Consider the following 20,221-nt stretch of genomic DNA (forward strand, 5'->3'; position numbering starts at 1 on the left):
CGCGGCAGCACCGGAACGCCGCCGGCCGCCCACCCACGAGGGACGGACGGCCGGCGTCGGTACGGCACACCTCAGGCCACGCCCAGGTACGCCTCCTTGATCGACGGGTCGTGCAGGAGTTCCTGACCGGTGCCCTCCTTGACGATCCGACCGGTCTCCAGCACATAGGCCCGGTGGGCCCGGGAGAGCGCCTGCTGCGCGTTCTGCTCCACCAGCAGCACCGTGGTGCCCTGCTGGTTGATCTCCACGATGATGTCGAAGATCTGCTGGATGATCATGGGTGCGAGACCCATCGACGGTTCGTCCAGCAGCAGCAGCTTCGGCCGGCTCATCAACGCCCGGCCCACCGCGAGCATCTGCTGCTCACCGCCGGAGAGGGTGCCACCGGCCTGCTTACGCCGCTCGCGCAGCCGCGGGAACATCTCCAGCACCCGCTCCAGGTCGGCGGCGATGCCGGCGTGGTCGCGCCGGGTGTACGCCCCCATGTCCAGATTCTCCAGCACGGTCATGCCGGGGAAGATCTGCCGACCCTCGGGTGACTGGCACAGGCCACGGACCACCCGCAGGTCGGCGCGGAGCTTGCTGATGTCCTCACCGTTGAAGATGATCCGACCGCCGGACAGCGACCGGATGCCGGAGATCGCCCGCATGGTGGTGGTCTTGCCGGCGCCGTTGGCGCCGATCAGGGCCACCACCTCCCCCTCGTTGACGGTGAGGCTGATGCCGTGCAACGCCTCGATCCGGCCGTACGAGACGCTGACGTTGTCCAACTCAAGCAGCATCGGCGGACTCCCCCAGGTATGCCGCGATCACCCGCGGGTCTCGGCTGACCTCGTCCGGCAGTCCGTCGGCGATCTTGCTACCGAACTCCAGCACCACGATCCGGTCGGTGACACCCATCACCAGCCGCATGTCGTGCTCGATCAGCAGCACGGTGACGCCGTTGTCGCGGATCCGGCGGATCAGCCCCAGCAGTTCCTCCTTCTCGGCCGGGTTGAACCCGGCCGCCGGCTCGTCCAGGCAGAGCAGCTTCGGCTCGGTGCCGAGCGCCCGGGCGATCTCCAGCCGTCGCTGGTAGCCGTACGGGAGGTTGCGCGCCGCGTCGTTGGCCCGGTCGGCAATACCGACGAAGCGCAGCAGCTCCATCGCCTTCTCCTCGGCCGCCCGCTCCTCCACCACGTAGCGGGACAGGCCGAACGTCTTGGCGAAGGACCGCCGCACCTGCTGCCAGGTGCGTGCGACACCGCCGGAGGCGGTGACCTCCGGCAACTGCTCCGGCCTGGGCCGCACCCGGTAGAGCCGGAACAGCGCGCCGGGCACGCTCGTCTTGTGCCGGGAGTCCGTCCCGACCATGACGTTCTCCAGCGCCGACATCTCCGGGAACAGCCGGATGTTCTGGAACGTCCGGGAGATGCCCAGCCGGCTGATCTGGTGCGGCTTGCGACCGGTGACCCGCTCGCCGCCGAACCGCACGGCACCCGACGTCGGCTTGTAGACCCCCGTCATCACGTTGAAGCAGGTGGTCTTGCCGGCGCCGTTGGGCCCGATCAGGCCGAGGATCTCGCCTTCCTTGATCTCGAAGTTGACCTCGTTGAGCGCGACCACGCCACCGAACCGGAGCGTGACGTTGTCGACCTCCAGGAGGTTCCTGGCCGGTTTCGGCTGAGCCGGGATCCTCGGCGCCGCCGGGGTCTTCGTCTCATCAGACATGAGCGGGCGCCTCCTCTGCCTCCGACTCTCGGTCCTTCAGCTCACGGGTCCGCCGCCGGCTCGGGATCAGGCCCTGCGGCCGCAGGATCATCACCAGCACCATGGCCAGACCGAAGGCCAGCCAGCGGTAGTCGGCGATCTCCCGGAACCGCTCCGGCAGGTACGCCAGCAGCACCGCGCCCACCGACACGCCGACCATGTTGCCGGACCCGCCGACCACCACCATCGCCACGAACAGGATGGACAGGTTGACGTCGAAGCGGGTCGGATCGATGAATGCCTGCCGGCTGGCGAACAGGAAGCCGGCCAGGCCGCCGAGTGCCGCGCCGATGGCGAAGGCCCAGAGCTTGAACTTGAACGGGTAGACGCCCATCACCGCGGCGGCGTCCTCGTCCTCCCGGATGGCCAGCCAGGAACGGCCGACCCGGCTGTGCTCCAGCCGCCGCACCGCGAAGACCACCAGGAGCACGACGGTGATCGCCAGCCAGTACCACGGCTTGACGTCGATCAGGCCGAAGACCTCGTTGTTCGGCGAGGGTGGGCCCTCCGGTCCGGGAATCGCCGAGATGCCCTGCGGGCCCCGGGTGACGCCCTCCAGGTTGCGGGCCACGATCCGGATGATCTCGCCGAAGCCGAGCGTCACGATGGCCAGGTAGTCACCGCGCAGCCGTAGCGTCGGCCAACCCAGCAGCACCCCGGAGATCAGCGCCAGCACCAGCGCGATGAAGGCGCAGATCGTCCAGGTCACCGCCCAGGTGGGCGGCAGGTCGAACTCCCGCTGGAACCACTGCACCACCGGTGAGTTGACCGAGCCGAACAGCGCCACCGCGTACGCCCCGATGGCGAAGAAGCCGATGTAGCCGAGGTCGAGCAGGCCGGCCAGGCCGATCACCACGTTGAGGCCGATCGCCACCAGCACGTAGACGGCGCAGGTGAAGAGCACCCCCGCCCAGTTGCTGCCGCCCGAGATCGAGTCGGTGCGCAACCAGGTGAGGCCGGGGATGCCGAGCAGCGGCAGGTAGTAGAGGAACACCACGAAGGCGACGAACCCCAGGGACCGCTGCCACTTCGGCAGCGCCCGCCACCGGTCGCCGACCGCGTGCAGGGCGTTGACCCGGCTGCGGTCCAACTCTCGGATCTTGCTGATCATGCTCGGGCCCTCCCCAGCGACTCGCCCAGAATGCCGGTGGGCCGGAACATCAGCACCACCACCAGCACCACGAAGGCGATGACGTCCTCCCAGTTGGACGAGAAGAGGGTGGCGCCGTAGACCTCGACGATGCCGAGGAACAGCCCGCCCACCAGCGCGCCACGCAGGTTACCGATGCCACCGAGCACGGCCGCGGTGAACGCCTTGAGCCCGAGCACGAAGCCGATGCTGTTCTGCGTGATACCGAAGCGCATGCTCCACAGCAGCGCCGCCGCGCCGGCCATGATGCCACCCAGCACGAAGATCAGCATGATCACGCGCTCCTGGTTGACGCCCATCAACGCCGCCGTCTCCGGGTTCTGCGCCACCGCCCGCACACCCCGGCCGTACCGGGTGCGGTTGATGAACCAGTCCAGCAGCGCCATCATCACCACGGCGGCCACGAAGACGATCACCTGGATGTTGTTGATCGAGGTGCCGAAGATCGTGAAGAGGGTCTTCTGCTCGATGATCGTCGGCATGCCGAGGATGATCCGGGCCCGGCCGAACATCGAGGGCACCGCCTCGCCCAGCAGCTTCGGCAGCACCAGGCCAAAGATCTCCACCAGCACCAGCGACAGGCCGATGGCGGTGATCAGGAAGATCAGCGGCGGCGCGTTCTTGCGTCGCAGCGGGCGGTAGGCGATTCGTTCGATCGCCAGCGCGGTACCGCCGGAGGCGAGCGCCGCGACTATCAGGCCGAGCACCAGGAACAGCACCGCCTGGCCGATCGGCGGGTTGTTCTCCACCCCGAAGGCGGTCCACAGGCCGAGCACCGCGAAGGTGCCGACCATGAACACCTCGGAGTGGGCAAAGTTGATCAGACGCAGGACGCCGTACACCAGGGTGTAGCCCAGGGCGATCAGGGCATAGATCGCCCCCTTGGACAACCCGTCGACGGTGTGCTGGCCGATGTGGCCGAAGAGATCGTCGAAATTCACCAGGGTCTCCTTGCATGGAGCGCGGCCGGGGCAACGAACAACCCCGGCCGCACTCGGTGCCGGTCGTCAGCTGAGCTTGAGCTCCTGCAGGGGCTCGAACGCCGTGCCCTTGATCTCGTACGACCAGATGACCACCCGCGACGGGTCGACGTCACCGTTGGCGTCGAACTTGATGTACTTCGACACGCCCTGCTTGTCGTAGTTCTTCACGTACTCCAGGATCTCGGCGCGGCTCTTCTTGCCGTCCTTGAAGGCGTCCACGAAGATCTGCGCGGCGTCGAAGCCCTCAGCCCCGTAGGAACCCGGGGCCTGGCCGTACGCGGCCTGGTAGTCGGCGGTGAAGGTACCGCCGGCCTTGTCGGCCGGGAGGCACGGGCAGGTGATGATGGAGCCCTCGGCGCCGCCGGAGGCACCCGCCGGGAAGGCCGGGTCGTAGAGACCGTCCGGGCCGATGAACTTCGCCTTGACACCGGCGGCACGCATCTGGCGCACCAGCGGCGCGGCCTCGCGGGTGTAGCCGCCGTAGAAGACGAAGTCGGCGTTCGCCGCCTTGATCTTCGAGATGGTGGCGTCGAACTGCGACTGCCGCTCCTGGATCTTGTCGCTGGCGGCAAGCGTGGCGCCCAGGTTCTTGGTCAGCTCGGCGGTGATGCCGGCACCGTAGGCGCTGGCGTCGTCGATCAGGAAGGCCCGCTGCGCGTTCTGCGACTTCAGGTAGGTCGCCACGGCGCCCGCCTGGGTGCCGTCGTTGCCGACCACCCGGAAGAAGGACTTGTTGCCCTTCTGGGTCAGGTCGGTCCGGGTCGCCGACGGGGCGACCATCACCAGACCGGCGGCCTCGTAGACCGGCATGGTGGCGTCCGACTCACCGGAGAAGTGACCACCGATGACACCGAGGAACGAGTCGTCACCCGCGACCTGGTTCGCCACCGGGGTGGCCTGCGACGGGTCACCCTGCGTGTCGAACTCGACCATCTCGACCTGGCAGTCGGCGTTCGCGTCGTTGTGCTGCTTGATCGCGAGCTTGGCACCGTTCAGCGACGGCAGCACCAGACCCGCGTTGTCACCACTGAACGCGCCGAAGATGGCGATCTTGCCACCGCAGTCCCCGGACGCGGCGTCGTCGCCGTTGCTGCCACCGGTGTCCTGGCAGCCCGCGGCGGCCACCAGCACCGCGGCGAGCGCGGCAGTACCCAGCGCCCTTGAATAGCTTCGCCTCACGGCTTCCTGACCTCCTCCAGAAGCAGGACAGACACCTGGTCCAGGCAGCGGTGACGGCTGTGGCGCGGCACCACCGGCCCAGCAAGGAGACCCCCTGCGTTACGGCTCGTGATGGCGGAGCGTACCCACACTCCTACGGTCTCGGAAGAGTCAGGGGCGGGGTCTGCGAAACCGTTACGAAGACGACCTCAAATGCCGCCACTCCCGTAACAGGTCAATCCGCTGACCGGTGGTTGAGCGGCTGCCCGTCCGCCAGCTGGGACAGTATCTATCGCCGCGACCGACCTGGACCGACAGGCGAACTCCCTACCCGGAAGGCATGCCGCGGGCAGCCGAAGCAACTACGGAGAGTAGCCGGACGGCTTCACTGGAAGGTCGCGGCGAGCCGAGCGATCCACAACGACGTGCCCGAGCCGTCGTCCACCGCCAACCACCACCGTTGACCGTCCGCCGTCAGGCTGACGCTCCGGTCCGCCCCCACCGGTGCCGTCACCGGCAACTCGACCACCCGCCACCCGTCGCCCCGATCCTCCGACAGCCACCCGCCGTACCGCTCACCGTCGGAGACCACGGCCATGACCCGCCCGCCCACGGCGGCCAACCCGCCGACCGAGGGCACCCCGCCGGCCACCCCTCCGAACCACCCGGCCGCCGTCCACCCCGTCGACTCCCGACGCCACGTGCCGAAGCCCCGGCCCCGCAGCCCCACCCCCACCGGCGCGCCGTCGACCAGGACCACCCGCTGCATCTCCTCGTACGCCTCGGTGCCCGGCAGCATGGTACGGCTCCAGTCACGCCCGTCCACCGACGTCCACGTCACCGGATCCCGGTCGATGCGACCCGGGGGCAGCAACCCACCCACCGCCAACCACCCCCACGGCCCGGCCACCGCGTCGAACGCCCAGGTCACACCCTGCTCATCGGTGGACAACTCCGGCGCGTCCTCGATCAGCGTGAACTCCGCGGCGTCCGGCGAGACCCAGGCCGCCGCACCGCTGGCCCGGTTGCCGACGATCAGCCAGCCGGCGGGACCGGCCGCCAACCGGGACACGTTCACCGCCTTCGGCCCGCCGTACAGCTCGAACGACGCCGCCACCTCGACCAGCGTGCCGTCCCCACGCTGCCACCAGGTACTCACCCGCGGATTGCCGTGCGCGCCACCCACCTTGCCGCCGACGGCAGCCGCACGCCCGTCGCGGCAGGCGATCGAGAACAACACGCTTCGCCGCCCGTAGTAGGAATCGGCCAGCACCGGCACCGGTGTCCACTGCGCACCGTCCCGGCTGGACCACGCCGCCGGTCGGGCACCACCGGCCCCGTCGGCAACCGCACCCGCCGCATACCAACGGCCCGCGCAGACAGCCAGATCCCGCACCACGATCCGCCCCGGCCCGTCGGGCGACGGCAGCTGGACCTGCTGCCACGCCAACGACACCGGCTCCGGCTCGTCGGTCTCACCGCCGGATGCGGGACAGCCCGCCAGCAACACCGTGAGCAGGCCGCACACCAGGAGGAGGAAGCGCCGACCACCAGAGCGCGGGGTACGCGCGAAGCACCGAACGCCCATGGGCCAGATGCTAGTGGCGGTGACGAGTCTCAGCGATGTGCCTGGTCACGGTGCCGGTCGACGCCGGTCAGGGTGCCGGCTCGGCCACCTCACCGCCAGCGGTCTCGGCGAGGATCCGCTCGGAGACCTCCTTCATGGTCATCCGATGGTCCATCGCGGTGCGCTGGATCCACTTGAACGCCTCCGGCTCGCTCATGTTGTAGGCGGTCATCAGCGCGCCCTTGGCCCGCTCGACGGCCTTGCGGACCTCCAGCCGGTCGGTCAGCCCGGCCACCTCGGCCTCGAGCGCGGCGATCTCCGAGTAGCGGGACAGGGCGATCTCCACCGCCGGCACCAGGTCACTCTTCTGGAAGGGCTTGACCAGGTACGCCATCGCACCGGCCGCCCGAGCCCGCTCCACCAGGTCACGCTGACTGAACGCGGTCAGAATGATCACCGGAGCGATCCGGGCCCCGGCGATCCGTTCGGCGGCAGCCAGCCCGTCCATGATCGGCATCTTGATGTCGAGGATCACCAGGTCGGGCTTCAGGTCCTCGGCCAACCGGATGGCGGCCTCGCCGTCACCGGCCTCACCGACCACCTCGTAGCCTTCCTCGGCCAGCATCTCGGCCAGGTCCAGCCGGATCAGCGCCTCGTCCTCGGCGATCAGTACCCGCCTGCGCGCGGCATCCGTCTGCGTCTCGGCCACGAGCCACTCCCACCCAGTCTGCGCCGTGACACCCGCGGTACCGGGTGTCGCCGCTCCTAGCGTAGTGGGTAACCTATGGGGGCCGAGAACTCCAGGCCCCTGTAGTCCAACGGCAGAGACGATGGTTTCAAAAGCCATACAGTGTGGGTTCGAATCCCACCGGGGGCACAAACTATCGTACGCGCGTTCAAATATGCAGGTGCATCCCCCCGAAATTCGCGCCGAGGCAAGGAGTCGCTACCTCGCTGGCGCGACCGTGGCCGAGGTTGCCCGCGCAGTCGGGCTTCCTTACCCCACCGTCCGATACTGGTGCAAAGGCCAACCCGAGCCGAAGCAACAAGCCAGTGCCCTGCGTTGCTTCCGTTGCCGGCCCGATATCGGCAATCCGACAGCACCCGCTTCGCCAACCGGGTCACCGTGCGGGGAAAGACATACGTCTACCCGCGTTACATGTTCGTCAACGAGTCCACCGACATCATGGGGCTCTGCCAATGGGGCCTGGACCTGCTCGGCATCGCCTGGCGGATGAACCGTCCCAACAGCCTGTCCGTCGCGCGCCGGGAGGCGGTGGCCGCGCTCGACCGCCACGTCGGCCCGAGATCGTGACGCGTCCGGACACCACAGACCGACGACTGCCCGCACGCCGAAGGTTCGACCGGGTCAGATCGTGGCGAGCGCGTTCTCCAGGTCGGCGCGCAGGTCCTCCGGGTCTTCCAGGCCGACGGAGAGGCGCAGCAGTCCGCCGTCGGGTCTGGCCTCCGTTTCGACGGGGCGGTGGGTCAGTGACGCCGGGTGCTGGATGAGGGTGTCGACGCCACCGAGGGAGACGGCGTGGGTGATGAGCCGGCAGGCGTCGGCGACCGCTGCGGCGGCGGGTGCGCCGCCGCGTACCTCGAAGGCGAGGAGGCTGCCCGGGCCGGACATCTGCCGGCCGACGAGCCCGGCCGGGTCGTCGGCGCCGGGGTGGTGGACCCGCGCGACCGCCGGGTGCGCGGCGAGCCAGAGGGCGAGTTTCTCCGCGCCGGCCTGCTGGGCGCGGACCCGCAGCGGCAGCGTCTGCAGGCCGCGGTGCAGCAGGTACGCCCCGAGGGGGTGCAGGATCGCGCCGGTGAGGGCGCGGACCTGGCGCAGCCGACTTGCCCAATCGGCGTCGCAGGCGATCACTCCGGCGAGGACGTCGCCGTGGCCGCCGATGCTCTTGGTGGCGCTGTGCAGCACCAACTGCGCGCCGTGTCGGGTGGGCTGCTGGAGAACCGGGGTGGCGACGGTGTTGTCGATCAGCAGGGGCACCTGGCCGGCGGCGTCGGCGAGGGCGGCGATGTCGATCAGGTCGAGGGTCGGGTTGGCGGGGGTTTCGGCGATCACCAGGGCGGTGTCGGGCCGGATGGCGGCGGCGACGGTGTCGGGCCGGGCCCAGGTGACGTCGGTGCCGAGCAGGCCGGTGGCGAGGACGTGGTCGGTGCCGCCGTAGAGGGGACGCACGGCGACCAGGTGCCGTCGGCCGTCGCGGGTGGCGGCGAGCAGTGCGGCGGTGAGGGCGGCCATGCCGCTGGCGTACGCGACGGCTTCGGTGCTGCCTTCCAGTTCGGCGAGGGCGGCTTCGAAGCGGGCGACGGTCGGGTTCCACAGCCGTTGGTAGACGGCGCTGGTGTCGGCGGGGAGGGTGCCGCCGGTGGCGAGGGTCTCGTAGGCGTCGCCGCCAGCCTCCACCGAGGGCAGCGGGTTGGTGGTGGACAGGTCGATCGGCGGCACGTGGACGCCGAGGGCGGCGAGGTCGTCGCGGCCGGCGTGCACGGCTCGGGTGTCCACGGTCGTCATGTCGAGAGGATCGAACATCCAGCCCATCAGAGGCAATAGTTCCGATTATTATTCGTAATAATTGCTTTCATGACCGGAGTCGTTCGGTGAAGGATGGCGGCATGCCCCTCGCATCGAACGATGTTCGGCCGTTCACGGCCCTCGACGACACCGACCGCGCGATCCTGACCGAGCTGGCCGGCGACGGCCGGTTGCCGAACAATGCCCTGGCCGAACGGGTGGGGGTGGCGCCGTCGACCTGTCTGGCGCGCACCCGGGCGTTGCGGGAGTGCGGGGCGATCCGGGGTTTCCACGCCGAGGTGCATCCGGCGGCGTTGGGGTTGCCGTTGCAGGCGCTGGTGTCGGTGCGGCTGACCGAGCACGCGCGGGCGGCGGTGGACGCGTTCCGGACCCGCTCGGTGCGTCTGCCGGGCGTGGTGTCGGTGTTCCACGTGGCCGGGGCGGAGGATTACGTGCTGCACGTGCGGGCGGCCTCGGCGGAGGCGCTGCGCGACTTCGTGCTGGACCATCTGGCGGTGGATCCGGCGGTGCAGCACACCCAGACCAGCCTGATCTTCGAGCAGGCCCGCGGGTCGGGTTGATCACATCGCTGGCCGGGTCGGGAACAGAACCGGCGTACGGCCGGTTGGCCAGCCGTGTGATCGACGTTCCGTTGTCCGTCCTCGACCTCGCCCCGGTCGCCGCCGGTGCCTCCGCCGGTGAGGCGTTGCGGCACACCACCGAGTTGGCGCGTCGCGTCGACGAGCTGGGCTACCACCGGTTCTGGGTGGCCGAGCACCACAACGTGCCGGCCATCGCGTCCTCGGCGCCGGCGGTGCTGATCGCGCATCTGGCCGCGCACACCACCGACATCAGGGTCGGTTCGGGTGGGGTGATGCTGCCCAACCATCCGCCGCTGGTGGTCGCCGAGCAGTTCGGCACCCTGGAGGCGCTGCATCCGGGGCGGATCGACCTGGGCATCGGCCGTGCGCCCGGCACGGACCAGGTCACCGCGTTGGCGCTGCGCCGGACCATGGAGGGTCTGTCGGCCGAGGGTTTTCCCCGCGAGCTGAACGACCTGATGGGCTACTTCGACGAGACGGCGTCGGGGCGGATCACCGCGACTCCGGGGCGCGGGCAGCGGCCGGCGGTGTGGTTGCTGGGTTCCAGTGGGTTCAGTGCTCAGCTGGCCGGCGCGCTGGGCCTGCCGTTCTCCTTCGCGCACCACTTCAGCGCGCAGAACACGTTGCCCGCGTTGGCGCTGTACCGGCAGAGTTTCCGCCCGTCGCGGTGGCTGGAGCGGCCGTACGCGATGGTGGCGGTGAACGCGGTGTGCGCCGAGTCCGACGAGCGCGCCGAGTGGTTGGCCGGGCCGGCCGGGTTGTCCTTCCTGCGGTTGCGGTCGGGGCGGCCGGAGCCGCTGGCGACGCCGGACGAGGCGGCATCGTACCCGTACACCGAGTTCGAACGGGAGTTCCTGGCGCAGCGCCGGCAGGGGCAGGCATGCGGTTCCCCGGAGACGGTGCGCCGGCAGTTGAGCGAGCTGCTGGAAAGCACCGGCGCGGACGAGCTGATGCTGACCACGATGGTGTACGACGTCGCCGACCGGGTGCGTTCGTTCGAGTTGGTCGCGGCTGAGGTGGCCGGCGGTCTGCGCCGCTGAGCCGACGGCTCACGGTCGGCGGCCCCGGCGGCCGGGGCGGCGAGGTGGCCCAGGTCACAGCGTTTCGGCGTCGTGAAACACGATCTTCACGGCAGCGTCACCCTCGCGACGCGGAGCCCGCCTAACTTTGTATCCGGTGGTGGTACGGCACTCTCCGGTCGGGACGGGTCGGGGGTGCCGCGGTGTGGGGCACCGGGCCGCAGTTGTGCGGATTCCGCGATTGCGGCCCGGTGCCTTTCCTTATCTTCTACCGCCTCCGGTGTCCCCGGGTCAACGCAGGTGGATGTCGGGCGTGGGCGGCGTGGTCATGCCGTCGCCGATGAAGAAGCTCGGGTGCGGGGGCTGGTTGTAGGCGGTGTTCTGCCAGGCGACGGCGACCCGGTACTGCAGGTCGTGCATCAGGGTGTGGATCCGGGTGCTGGTCGGCGTCGGGGTGCTGTAGATCCGCAGGGCCCGGCTGTCGCTGGTGCGCCAGACCACCTCCTCCCGCCAGTCACCGAACAGGTCGGCCGAGAGACTCGGGGTCGATTTGGTGCCGTTGTTGGACGAGACACCGCTGGCGGTGAGCAGGCGGGTGTCGCCGCCAGTGCCGTACTTGTCGATCCGGGTGGCGTCGAGCAGTTCGCGAACCGGATCGCCGTCCCACCAGGCGAGGAAGTTCGTCGAGGACGGCTTGCGGCCGATGTTCTGGCCCCGGGTGTTGGCCAGGCCGCTGACCGCGGACGACCAGGACTCGGCGCCGGGGCTGCCGGCCCAGATGTCGCCGGAGACGCCCCGGCCGTTGTCGCCGCCGGTCGGGGTGGACCAGAGGATCTGCCCGGTGCGGGCGTCGGCGAACCAGGAACTGGGCTTGCTGCCGTCCTCGCTGACCTTGAAGTACTCCAACCCGGGGCGGGACGGGTCGAGGTCGCCGACGTGCCCGGCGTCGCCGTGGCCGTGGCCGGTGGACCACAGCAGGCGGCCGTTGTCGTCGACGGTGGCCGCGCCGTAGACGATTTCCTGCCGGCCGTCGCCGTCCACGTCGGCGATGGAGAGGCTGTGGTTGCCCTGCCCGGCGGCGGCGCCGTTGCCGGCGGCGTTGGAGTCGAAGGTCCACCGCTTGGTGAGGGTGCCGTTGCGGAAGTCCCAGGCGGCGATGACCGCGCGGGTGTAGTAGCCACGGGCCATGATCAGCGATGGGCGTTGTCCGTCGAGGTACGCCGTGCCGGCGAGGAACCGGTCGACCCGGTTGCCGTAGTTGTCGCCCCAGGATGAGACGGTGCCGCGTGGCGGGTCGTAGTTGACGGTGGAGAGGGCGGCGCCGGTGCGGCCGTCGAACATGGTCAGGTACTCCGGGCCGGCGAGGACGTAGCCGGCGGAGTTGCGGTGGTCGGCGTTGGCGTTGCCGATCACCTGGCCGGTGCCGGAGCGGGTGCCGTCGGCGGTCTTCATCGCCACCTCGGCGTCTCCGTCGCCGTCGTAGTCGTACACCTGGAACTGGGTGTAGTGGGCGCCGGCGCGGATGTTGCGGCCCAGGTCGATGCGCCACAGCCGGGTGCCGGTGAGGGTGTACGCGTCGACGTAGACGTTGCCGGTGTAGCCGGACTGCGAGTTGTCCTTGGCGTTGGACGGGTCCCACTTGAGCACGAACTCGTAGTCGCCGTCGCCGTCGAGGTCGCCGACGCTGGCGTCGTTCGCGGAGTAGGTGTACGCCTCACCGCTGGGGGTGGTGCCGCCGGGCGGAACCTGCAACGGGACGTCCAGGTAGCCGGCGGGGAACTGCAGCGCGGGCGCGGAGGCGGCCTGCTCGGTGCCGCCCACCACGGCCCGCACGGTGTACGTCGCGCCGGCCGGCGCGCCGCTGTCCAGGTGGTTGGTGGCGCCGGTGATCGGGCTGGCGTTCACCCTGGTCGCCCCTCGGTAGAGGTTGAACGCCACGCCGGTGGTCTCGGTCCCCAACAGCCGCCACGAGACCAGGTTGGCCGACCCGGAGCGGACACTGACCAGGCCCCGATCCAGGTCCTCCGCCTGCATGACTCCGGTCGGTGGCGGTGTGGTCGGTGGCGGGGTGGTCGGTGGTGGGGTGGTCGGTGACGGGGTGGTCGGTGACGGCGGTGGGGTGGTCGGGGTGGTCGGGGTGGTGGCGCCGGTGCAGGTGGTGCCGTTCAGCGCGAAGCTGGTCGGTGCCGGGTTGCTGCCGTTCCACGAGCCGTTGAAGCCGAAGTTGACGCTGCCGTTGGTGCCGATGGCGGCGTTGTAGTCGACGTTGCGGGCGCTCACCTGGGCGCCGGACTGGGTGACGGTGGTGTTCCAGGCCTGGGTGACCTGTTGCCCGGCGGCCCAGGTCCAGGTCAGGGTCCAGCCGTTGACCGGATCGCCGAGGTTGGTGACGCTGATGTCGGCGCCGAAGCCGCCGGTCCACTGGTTGGTGACGCGGTAGTCGACGCGGCATCCCGCGACGGCGGCCGAGGCGGTCAGGGTGGTCAGCACGCCGGCGGCAACGACCGCGGTGGCGGTGGTCGCGGCGAGCAGGGCCGCCCGGGGGGCGGTGCGAAGCATGGTTCCTCCGGTGGAGGTCGGACGCGCGGCGTCCGGTGATCCGCCGGCCGTGCCCGGGGCCGACGAGCGTTGGTCCACCGGCCGTGCCCGGCCGGCGTCCGTGCCGCGCTAGCGGAAAGAGTCCATCTGATCGATGGAGGTGAGTGCGTTCCCGCGCATCTGTGATGCTAGGGCAAGCGTTTTCTGCTCACAATCGATCCGCCGCCTTGCTCCGAAGGCATTCTTTTGATCCACTCGCCTGGTGGCTGAACACATGACGCCGGAGGAGTTCCGCCGGGCCGGGTACGCGGTGGTCGACTGGATCGCCGACTACTGGGCGACCCTGCCGCAACGCCCGGTGACCTCCCAGGACCCACCCGGCACGGTGGCCGCCCGGCTGCCGGCCGGGCCGCCGGCCCGGGGCGAGCCGGTCGAGGCGGTCCTCGCCGACCTGGACAAGCTGGTCGCCCCCGGGCTCACCCACTGGCAGCATCCGGGCTTCTTCGGGTACTTCCCGGCCAACACCTCGGGCCCCAGCGTGCTCGGTGACCTGGTCAGTGCCGGGCTCGGCGTGCAGGGCATGCTCTGGGCCGCCGCTCCGGCCTGCACCGAGTTGGAGACGGTGCTGCTCGACTGGCTGGCCGACCTGCTGGACCTGCCGGCCCGGTTCCGCTCCACCGGCCGCGGCGGCGGGGTCATCCAGGACTCGGCCTCCTCGGCCACCCTGGTGGCCACCCTGGTCGCGCTGCACCGGGCCGCCGGCGGGCGGTGGCGCCAGGCCGGCGTCGACCGCCGCTACCGGGTGTACGCCTCGACGGAGGCGCACTCGTCGGTGGAGAAGGCGGCCCGGATCGCGGGGTTGGGCGCCGACGGTGTGCGCCTGATCGAGGTGGAACCGGCGACCCGGGCGATGTCGCCGGTGGCGCTGCGCGCCGCGATCGAGGCGGACCGGGCCGCCGGGGTGGTGCCCGCGCTGGTGGTGGCGACCGTCGGCACCACCTCCACCACGGCGGTGGACCCGCTGCCGGCCATCGGCCCGATCTGCGCCGAGCAGGGTGTCTTCCTGCACGTCGACGCCGCGTACGCGGGCGCGGCGGCGGTCTGCCCGGAACTGCGGTTCGGCCACGCGGGTGTGGAGTACGCCGACTCGTACTGCTTCGACCCGCACAAGTGGCTGCTGACCGGCTTCGACTGCGACGCGTTCTGGGTGGCCGACGCGGCTGAACTGGTCGAGGCGCTGACCGTGCTGCCGGAGTACCTGCGCAACGCCGCCACCGAGTCCGGCGCGGTGATCGACTACCGGGACTGGCAGGTGCCGCTCGGTCGGCGGTTCCGAGCCTTGAAGCTGTGGTTCGTGCTGCGCTGGTACGGCGTCGAGGGCCTGCGCGAGCACATCCGTCGAGGGGTGGCGCTGGCCGCTGGGTTCGCCGACCGGGTCCGTGCCGACGACCGGTTCGAACTGGTCGCCGACCACCCGTACGCGCTTGTCTGTTTCCGGTTGCGCGGCCCGGACGGGCCGAACGAGCGGCTGCTGGCGGCGGTCAACGCCGCCGGCAAGGTGTACCTGACGCACACCCGGGTCGCCGGCCGACACACCCTGCGGCTGGCCGTCGGCGCCCCGCAGACCACCCAGACGCACGTCGACCAGGCCTGGGAGCTGATCGCACACACCGCGACAACCCTGTCCCCGGAGAGCTGAGCCTCCCTGCAGCCCCTCTTGTCACTCGTGGGGTTGTGCTCCCTCCGCCTGGTGTGTCGGGACAACAACCTCATGGTCAACGGGGATCGGGGTGGGCGGGTGCGCCCGCGCCGACCGGCTCGGCGGAGGCGTGGGGCTCGGCGGAGGCGTGGGGCGGCTCGGCGGCGAGGGTCGCGGCGAGGGCCCGTTCACGGCGGGTCCGCAGCAGCACCCGGGTCGCCAGCGTCAGGGCCGTGATCCAGCCCGCGGCCAGCAGCAGGTAGACGAGCACCGGCAGGGGACCACCCAGGTCACCGACGCGGATCAGGATGCGGGCGTTGGTCAGCACGATCACGCCACCGACGGCCGCGCCGAGCAGTTGGGCCGGCACGATGCGCACCAGCCAGGCCGCGATCGGTGCGGCGATCAGGCCACCGGCGAGCAGCGCGAGCACGATCGGCAGCAGGAAACCCTCGGTGCCCAGACCGATCAGGAAGCCGAGGCTGGCGGCGGCGGCCACGACGAACTCGGAGGTGTCCACCGAGCCGATCACCTTGCGGGGCTCCAGCCGGCCGCTGACCAACAGGGCCGGGGTGGCCACCGGACCCCATCCGCCGCCGCCGGTGGCGTCGACGAAGCCGGCGACGAGGCCGAGCGGGCCGAGGAAACGCCCGCGCAGCCGGCCGGCGGCCGGGTTTCGGCGCAGCGGCCGGGAGAACCGGATGAGCAGGTACGCGCCGAGCGTGAACAGGATCGCGGCCATCCAGGGTGCGGCCGACTCGGTGGAGAGCGCGCTGAGGAAGGTGGCGCCGGCGAAGGCGCCGACCGCGCCGGGCAGCGCGATGCGGCGCACCACCCGCCAGTCGACATTGCCGAACCGCCAGTGCGCCGTGCCCGCGGCGAGCGTGGTGCCGATCTCGGCCAGGTGCACCGAGGCGGACGCGGCGGCCGGTGCGACACCGGCCAGTAGCAGCAGCGTCGAGGAGGTCAGCCCGTAGGCCATGCCGAGTGAACCGTCAACGAGTTGCGCGGCGAGCCCCACCAGCGCGATGACGAGCAGCTTGCGCACGACGCCTCCCGGCTAATCGATATCTCCTATCGGCTTGGTCGAGAATGCGGCATGGTCGGCCTCCGGTCAACCCTGGAATCAGTCAGTGAGACGACACGCCGACGCGTGGCGGCCGTCGGGCGGTGGCGCGGGCGGTCAGGTCCAGGCGCCAGGGTCGGCGACCAGCTTGGTGACCGGCTCGGGCAGGGTGCCCCGCGCCACGTCGGCGACGGTGACCAGTTCGAGGATCTGCCGCTCGCTGGCCCGCAGCGCGATCCAGACCTCCTGCAACGCCCGGGCGGCACCCTGGTATCCGAGATGCTCGGGGCGTTGGCCTCGAACATGCGCCAACGGCCCGTCGATCACCCGGATCACGTCGGCGAGGCAGATCTCCTCCGCCGGCCGGGCCAGCCAGTAGCCGCCCTCGGGCCCGCGTTGGGCCTGCACCACGCCAGCACGGCGCAGTTGCAGCAGGATGCTCTCCAGGAACTTCGGTGGGATCTGCTGGGCCCGCGCGATCTGATCGGCGGTGACCGGGCTACCACGTCCAGCCCCGGTCACCGAGGCCAGTTCGGCGACCGCTCGAAGGGCGTAGTCCACCCGGGCTGAAAGACGCATGTCGGAAAGGTTAACTGTCGGGTACCCGGACATTGCCCGGCGGCCCAACCAACGGCAGACGAGGGTCCGGCACGTCGTACGGTGGTCACCGTCGGTCGCTGACCGAGGACGCCGAACGGTGTCTCAGCCACCGACCCGGCGCAGCAGGCCCTCCTGCACGGCGCTGGCGATCTGGCTGCCGGCCACGGTGAACATGCGGCCGGTGGCCAGCCCGCGCGCGCCGGAGGCCGACGGACTCCAGCAGTCGTAGAGGAACCATTCGTCGGCCCGGAACGGCCGGTGGAACCACAGGGCGTGGTCCAGGCTCGCGCCCACCACGCCACCGGGCCCCCACACCTCGCCGTGCACCGAGAGCACCGAGTCGAGCAGGGTCAGGTCGGAGGCGTACGTCAGGGCGCAGGCGTGCAACAGCGGATCGTCGGGCAGCTTGCCGTCGATGCGCATCCACACCCGCTGGTGCGGATCGGCCGGCCGGTCGCCCGGCCGGACCCAACCCGGCTCACCGACGTAGCGCACGTCGATCGGGCGGGGAATCTGCCCCCAGATGCCCAGCCGCTCCGGGTAGCGGGACAGCCGGTCGGTCATGGTCGGGACCGACTCCGGCCCGGGCACCTCCGGCGGCAGCGGGGCGTGGTGGTCCAGCCCCTCCTCCGGTCGCTGGAACGAGGCGGACATGAAGAAGATGGGCTTGCCGTGCTGGAGCGCGACCGAGCGGCGCACCGAAAACGAGCGGCCGTCCCGGATGTTCTCCACCTCGTACTCGATCGGCTCGACCGGGTCGCCGGCACGCACGAAGTAGCCGTGCAGCGAGTGGACCACCCGCTCCGGGTCGACGGTGCGGCCGGCGGCGACCAGGGCCTGACCGGCTACCTGGCCGCCGTACACCCGCTGCGGGCCGACCGGCGGGCTCATCCCCCGGAACGACATCGCGCCGGTCGGCGCGAGGTCCAGGACCTCCAGCAGCTGGTCGACGGCGGCTTGGCCGACGAGCGAGCTGTCGGTCACTGCAACGCCCGCGCGGTGGCGGCGTCGACAAGCGAACCGAGCTGGTGCACCCGCAGGGTGTTGGTCGAGCCGGGGCTGCCGGGCGGGCTACCGGCCACGATCACCACGTAGTCGCCGGGGTTGCCCCGGTTGAGTCCGAGCAGCGCCTGGTCGACCTGGCGGAACATGTCGTCGGTGTGCTGCACGAACGGCATCAGGAAGGTCTCCACCCCCCACGAGAGGGCGAGCTGCGCCCGAACCTCGGGCACCGGGGTGAAGGCCAGCAGCGGCAGGTCGCAGTGCAGCCGGCTGAGCCGGCGCACGGTGTCACCGGTCTGCGAGAACGCGACCAGCGCCTTCGCGCCGATGGCCCGGGCGATCGAGGAGGCGGCCACGGTGAGCGCGCCGCCGTGCGTACGCGGGTCGTGCTGGAGGCGGGGCACCAGGATGGAGCCGGCCTCGGTGGTGCTGACGATCTTGGACATGGTGCTGACGGTGAGCACCGGATACTTGCCGACGCTCGTCTCACCGGAGAGCATCACCGCGTCGGCGCCGTCGAGTACCGCGTTTGCCACGTCGGAGGCCTCGGCGCGGGTCGGCCGGGAATTCTCGATCATGGAGTCGAGCATCTGGGTGGCCACGATGACCGGCTTGGCGTTCTCCCGGCACAACTGCACCGCGCGCTTCTGCACCAGCGGCACCTCGTCGAGCGGCAGTTCCACGCCGAGGTCACCGCGGGCCACCATGACCCCGTCGAAGGCCAACACGATCGCTTCGAGGTGGTCGACCGCCTCCGGCTTCTCGACCTTGGCCAGCACCGGGCGGTGCACACCGACCTCACTCATGATCGCGTGGCACAGCTTGATGTCGTCGGCGGAGCGGACGAACGACAGGGCGACCAGGTCCACGCCGAGGCCGAGTGCGAAGCGCAGGTCGGCGGCGTCCTTCTCCGACAGGGCGGGCACGCTGACCGCCACGTTCGGCAGCGAGACGCCCTTGTTGTTGCTGACCGGACCGCCCTCGGTGACCAGCACCCGGATGTCGTTGCCGGTGACGTCGGTGACCTCGACGGCCACCCGGCCGTCGTCGATCAGCAGCCGGTCACCGGGCTTGACCTCCAGCGGAAGCCGGCGGTAGGTGCAGGAGACCCGCTCCTTGCTGCCCACGATGTCGTCGCCGGTGATCACCACGGAGTCACCGGTGCGCCAGTCGTGCGGCCCGTCGGCGAACCTGCCCAGGCGGATCTTGGGCCCCTGGAGGTCGGCCAGGATCGCCACCGGCTCCCCCGCGGCCTCCGCCGCCTCCCGCACGAGCCGGTAGACCGCCTCGTGGTCGGCGTGGCTGCCGTGGCTGAAGTTGAGCCTCGCCACGTTCATGCCGGCCTCGACGAGCCCGCGGATGCGCTCGGGCGACGAGGTGGCGGGGCCAAGAGTACAGACGATCTTCGCGCGGCGTGTCACGCCCATCAGGCTAGTCTCTCCTCCGGGTCGGACCACCGGCCGACCCCTCGCGCAATGTGGAACAGTTGTCCAACGGCGCGCTGCCCACTGGCGCGGCCGGCGAGCGTGAGTCGCTCCGGACGTCGACGGCGGGCAACGGCGACCGCGCGCCGGAATGGTACGCCCCCGGCGCCAGGCCGTGTCGGGGCGCTCCGGGTCGACAACTGTACGCGTACGGTCGGCAACACGCCGTGCCTGCGGCTGGCGTGACTCAGCTCTCCATCTTGACCAGCGGGAACTCCAGCTAGCCGGCCGGGCCGTCCACCGCCCCGGCGACGAGGATGATCCCCCGCTGCCGCATCGCCTGCATGTGCCGGGCATGCTCGGCCGGCAACCGCTGGACGTCCCGGCCGGCAACGCCCGCCCGGCGGCGCCGGTACCGTCCAGCCTCCCACGGACGGTCCGGCCGCACGGGCGCTCCGCCGATCCTGCTTCCCGGCACCCGCTCGCCAGACCGGGCACCGGTCCGCCCGCGCGCCGGGTGACCGGCGGGCGGGCGGTCGCTACCGTGCTCGTTGTCGGGACGACGACGGTGGGAGGGTGCATCGGTGCGGGATGGTGAGCCGGCGGCGCAGCCGCTGCCGTACGCGGAGGTCACCGACGAGGGGTACGGCAGCCGGGTCGCGGAGACGTTCTCGGTGCGCCGGTACGGTCCGGCGGTGCTGCTCAGCGGCGACTGCCCCCGCTGCCAGCACCCGATCACCTGCCCGATCGTCGACGAGGTGTACCGGCGGGAGGCACCGCAGGCACCGGTCGACCCCGGCTACCGGACGCTGCTGTGCAGTTGCGCCGCCGACCACCCGGCCCGCCCCGACCGGCTGGCCGGCTGCGGCGCGTACTGGACGGTGACGCTGGAGGTCGAGTCGTGATCCGAGTGCGGCCGGGGCCGGCGGCGACGCTCACCGATCTGCGCCGGGCGCAGGAGCTGGCCGCGTCGCTGCGCGGCGAACTGGACCGGGTCCGGGCCGCCGCGCTGGCCTGGCGCCACGGGCTGGGCGGCCTGCTCGTCGCGCTGGTCGGCTTCAGCCTGATCCGGGGTCGCTCCGACGTCAGCACGCTCGCCCCCGGCTGGGGCGCGCTGGTCGGCGTGCTGCTGCTGGC

At 71.0% G+C, this 20,221-nt stretch carries 20 protein-coding genes and 1 tRNA gene; 7 read left to right on the forward strand and 14 right to left on the reverse strand.

Going from position 1 to position 20,221, the window contains the following annotated elements; translation table 11 throughout:
• Positions 1–71: 71 nt before the first annotated feature.
• The 7 genes from AC2CHE_RS08270 to AC2CHE_RS08300 form a co-directional block, all read right to left on the reverse strand.
• Positions 72–782 carry an ABC transporter ATP-binding protein gene (locus AC2CHE_RS08270; RefSeq protein ID WP_484504301.1) on the reverse strand — a complete coding sequence of 237 codons (711 nt, stop codon included), beginning with the start codon at positions 780–782 and terminating at the stop codon, positions 72–74.
• Positions 772–1,710 carry an ABC transporter ATP-binding protein gene (locus tag AC2CHE_RS08275; protein WP_484504302.1) on the reverse strand — a complete coding sequence of 313 codons (939 nt, stop codon included), beginning with the start codon at positions 1,708–1,710 and terminating at the stop codon, positions 772–774. Before AC2CHE_RS08275 ends, AC2CHE_RS08270 begins: the two co-directional genes overlap by 11 nt.
• Entirely contained in the window at positions 1,703–2,860 is a 1,158-nt protein-coding gene (locus AC2CHE_RS08280; protein ID WP_484504303.1) for a branched-chain amino acid ABC transporter permease, read from the reverse strand. The genes AC2CHE_RS08275 and AC2CHE_RS08280 overlap by 8 nt, the downstream gene beginning before the upstream one ends.
• Entirely contained in the window at positions 2,857–3,840 is a 984-nt protein-coding gene (locus AC2CHE_RS08285) for a branched-chain amino acid ABC transporter permease (RefSeq protein WP_484504304.1), read from the reverse strand. The genes AC2CHE_RS08280 and AC2CHE_RS08285 overlap by 4 nt, the downstream gene beginning before the upstream one ends.
• A 66-nt stretch (positions 3,841–3,906) precedes the next feature.
• Complete coding sequence (locus tag AC2CHE_RS08290; RefSeq protein ID WP_484504305.1) at positions 3,907–5,061, reverse strand: branched-chain amino acid ABC transporter substrate-binding protein; 1,155 nt, start codon at positions 5,059–5,061, stop codon at positions 3,907–3,909.
• Positions 5,062–5,425: 364 nt separating this feature from the next.
• Complete coding sequence (locus AC2CHE_RS08295; RefSeq protein WP_484504306.1) at positions 5,426–6,628, reverse strand: hypothetical protein; 1,203 nt, start codon at positions 6,626–6,628, stop codon at positions 5,426–5,428.
• 67 nt (positions 6,629–6,695) lie between these two features.
• Positions 6,696–7,316, reverse strand: coding sequence for an ANTAR domain-containing response regulator (locus tag AC2CHE_RS08300; protein WP_484504307.1), 621 nt, complete (start codon positions 7,314–7,316; stop codon positions 6,696–6,698).
• A 95-nt stretch (positions 7,317–7,411) separates the two neighbouring features.
• Here AC2CHE_RS08300 and AC2CHE_RS08305 point away from each other — a divergent pair.
• Positions 7,412–7,484, forward strand: a tRNA-Leu gene (locus AC2CHE_RS08305).
• 249 nt (positions 7,485–7,733) lie between these two features.
• Positions 7,734–7,922, forward strand: a complete 189-nt coding sequence (locus tag AC2CHE_RS08310) for a hypothetical protein (RefSeq protein WP_484504308.1) — start codon at positions 7,734–7,736, stop codon at positions 7,920–7,922.
• Positions 7,923–7,976: 54 nt separating this feature from the next.
• On the opposite strand, the gene AC2CHE_RS08315 is transcribed toward AC2CHE_RS08310, so the two are convergent.
• Positions 7,977–9,152: a trans-sulfuration enzyme family protein gene (locus tag AC2CHE_RS08315; protein WP_484504309.1), complete on the reverse strand. Its 1,176-nt coding sequence runs from the start codon at positions 9,150–9,152 to the stop codon at positions 7,977–7,979.
• A gap of 83 nt (positions 9,153–9,235) precedes the next feature.
• Here AC2CHE_RS08315 and AC2CHE_RS08320 point away from each other — a divergent pair, with 83 nt between their 5' ends.
• Both AC2CHE_RS08320 and AC2CHE_RS08325 read left to right on the forward strand, forming a co-directional pair.
• Complete coding sequence (locus tag AC2CHE_RS08320) at positions 9,236–9,715, forward strand: Lrp/AsnC family transcriptional regulator (protein WP_484504310.1); 480 nt, start codon at positions 9,236–9,238, stop codon at positions 9,713–9,715.
• Positions 9,716–9,771: 56 nt separating this feature from the next.
• Positions 9,772–10,776, forward strand: a complete 1,005-nt coding sequence (locus tag AC2CHE_RS08325) for an LLM class flavin-dependent oxidoreductase (protein WP_484504325.1) — start codon at positions 9,772–9,774, stop codon at positions 10,774–10,776.
• Between the two features lie 270 nt (positions 10,777–11,046).
• On the opposite strand, the gene AC2CHE_RS08330 is transcribed toward AC2CHE_RS08325, so the two are convergent.
• The gene (locus AC2CHE_RS08330; RefSeq protein WP_484504311.1) at positions 11,047–13,314 is read right to left on the reverse strand and encodes a rhamnogalacturonan lyase family protein; all 2,268 of its coding nucleotides are present in this window, start codon (positions 13,312–13,314) and stop codon (positions 11,047–11,049) included.
• A gap of 241 nt (positions 13,315–13,555) precedes the next feature.
• Between AC2CHE_RS08330 and AC2CHE_RS08335 the strand changes: the two genes are divergently transcribed.
• Positions 13,556–14,992 (forward strand): pyridoxal-dependent decarboxylase, encoded by a 1,437-nt coding sequence (locus tag AC2CHE_RS08335; protein WP_484504312.1) that lies wholly within the window; start codon positions 13,556–13,558, stop codon positions 14,990–14,992.
• A 76-nt stretch (positions 14,993–15,068) separates the two neighbouring features.
• On the opposite strand, the gene AC2CHE_RS08340 is transcribed toward AC2CHE_RS08335, so the two are convergent.
• From AC2CHE_RS08340 to AC2CHE_RS08360, 5 genes are all read right to left on the reverse strand, one after another.
• On the reverse strand, positions 15,069–16,040 hold the full coding sequence (locus AC2CHE_RS08340; RefSeq protein WP_484504313.1) for a sulfite exporter TauE/SafE family protein: 972 nt from the start codon (positions 16,038–16,040) through the stop codon (positions 15,069–15,071).
• A 135-nt stretch (positions 16,041–16,175) separates the two neighbouring features.
• Complete coding sequence (locus AC2CHE_RS08345) at positions 16,176–16,637, reverse strand: RrF2 family transcriptional regulator (RefSeq protein WP_484504314.1); 462 nt, start codon at positions 16,635–16,637, stop codon at positions 16,176–16,178.
• Between the two features lie 123 nt (positions 16,638–16,760).
• Positions 16,761–17,642 (reverse strand): acyl-CoA thioesterase, encoded by an 882-nt coding sequence (locus tag AC2CHE_RS08350; protein ID WP_484504315.1) that lies wholly within the window; start codon positions 17,640–17,642, stop codon positions 16,761–16,763.
• Positions 17,639–19,087 carry a pyruvate kinase gene (gene pyk / locus AC2CHE_RS08355; protein ID WP_484504316.1) on the reverse strand — a complete coding sequence of 483 codons (1,449 nt, stop codon included), beginning with the start codon at positions 19,085–19,087 and terminating at the stop codon, positions 17,639–17,641. Before pyk ends, AC2CHE_RS08350 begins: the two co-directional genes overlap by 4 nt.
• Positions 19,088–19,364: 277 nt before the next feature.
• A complete protein-coding gene (locus tag AC2CHE_RS08360) occupies positions 19,365–19,532 on the reverse strand; it encodes a hypothetical protein (RefSeq protein ID WP_484504317.1) in 168 nt (55 codons plus the stop codon).
• Positions 19,533–19,668: 136 nt separating this feature from the next.
• Here AC2CHE_RS08360 and AC2CHE_RS08365 point away from each other — a divergent pair, with 136 nt between their 5' ends.
• Positions 19,669–19,989: a hypothetical protein gene (locus AC2CHE_RS08365; protein WP_484504318.1), complete on the forward strand. Its 321-nt coding sequence runs from the start codon at positions 19,669–19,671 to the stop codon at positions 19,987–19,989.
• Positions 19,986–20,221, forward strand: a 236-nt coding sequence (locus AC2CHE_RS08370) for a hypothetical protein (protein ID WP_484504319.1), incomplete at its 3' end; no start/stop codon positions are given. The genes AC2CHE_RS08365 and AC2CHE_RS08370, both read left to right, overlap by 4 nt.

It is taken from the genome of Micromonospora sp. ATLC16 (genome assembly GCF_057196645.1).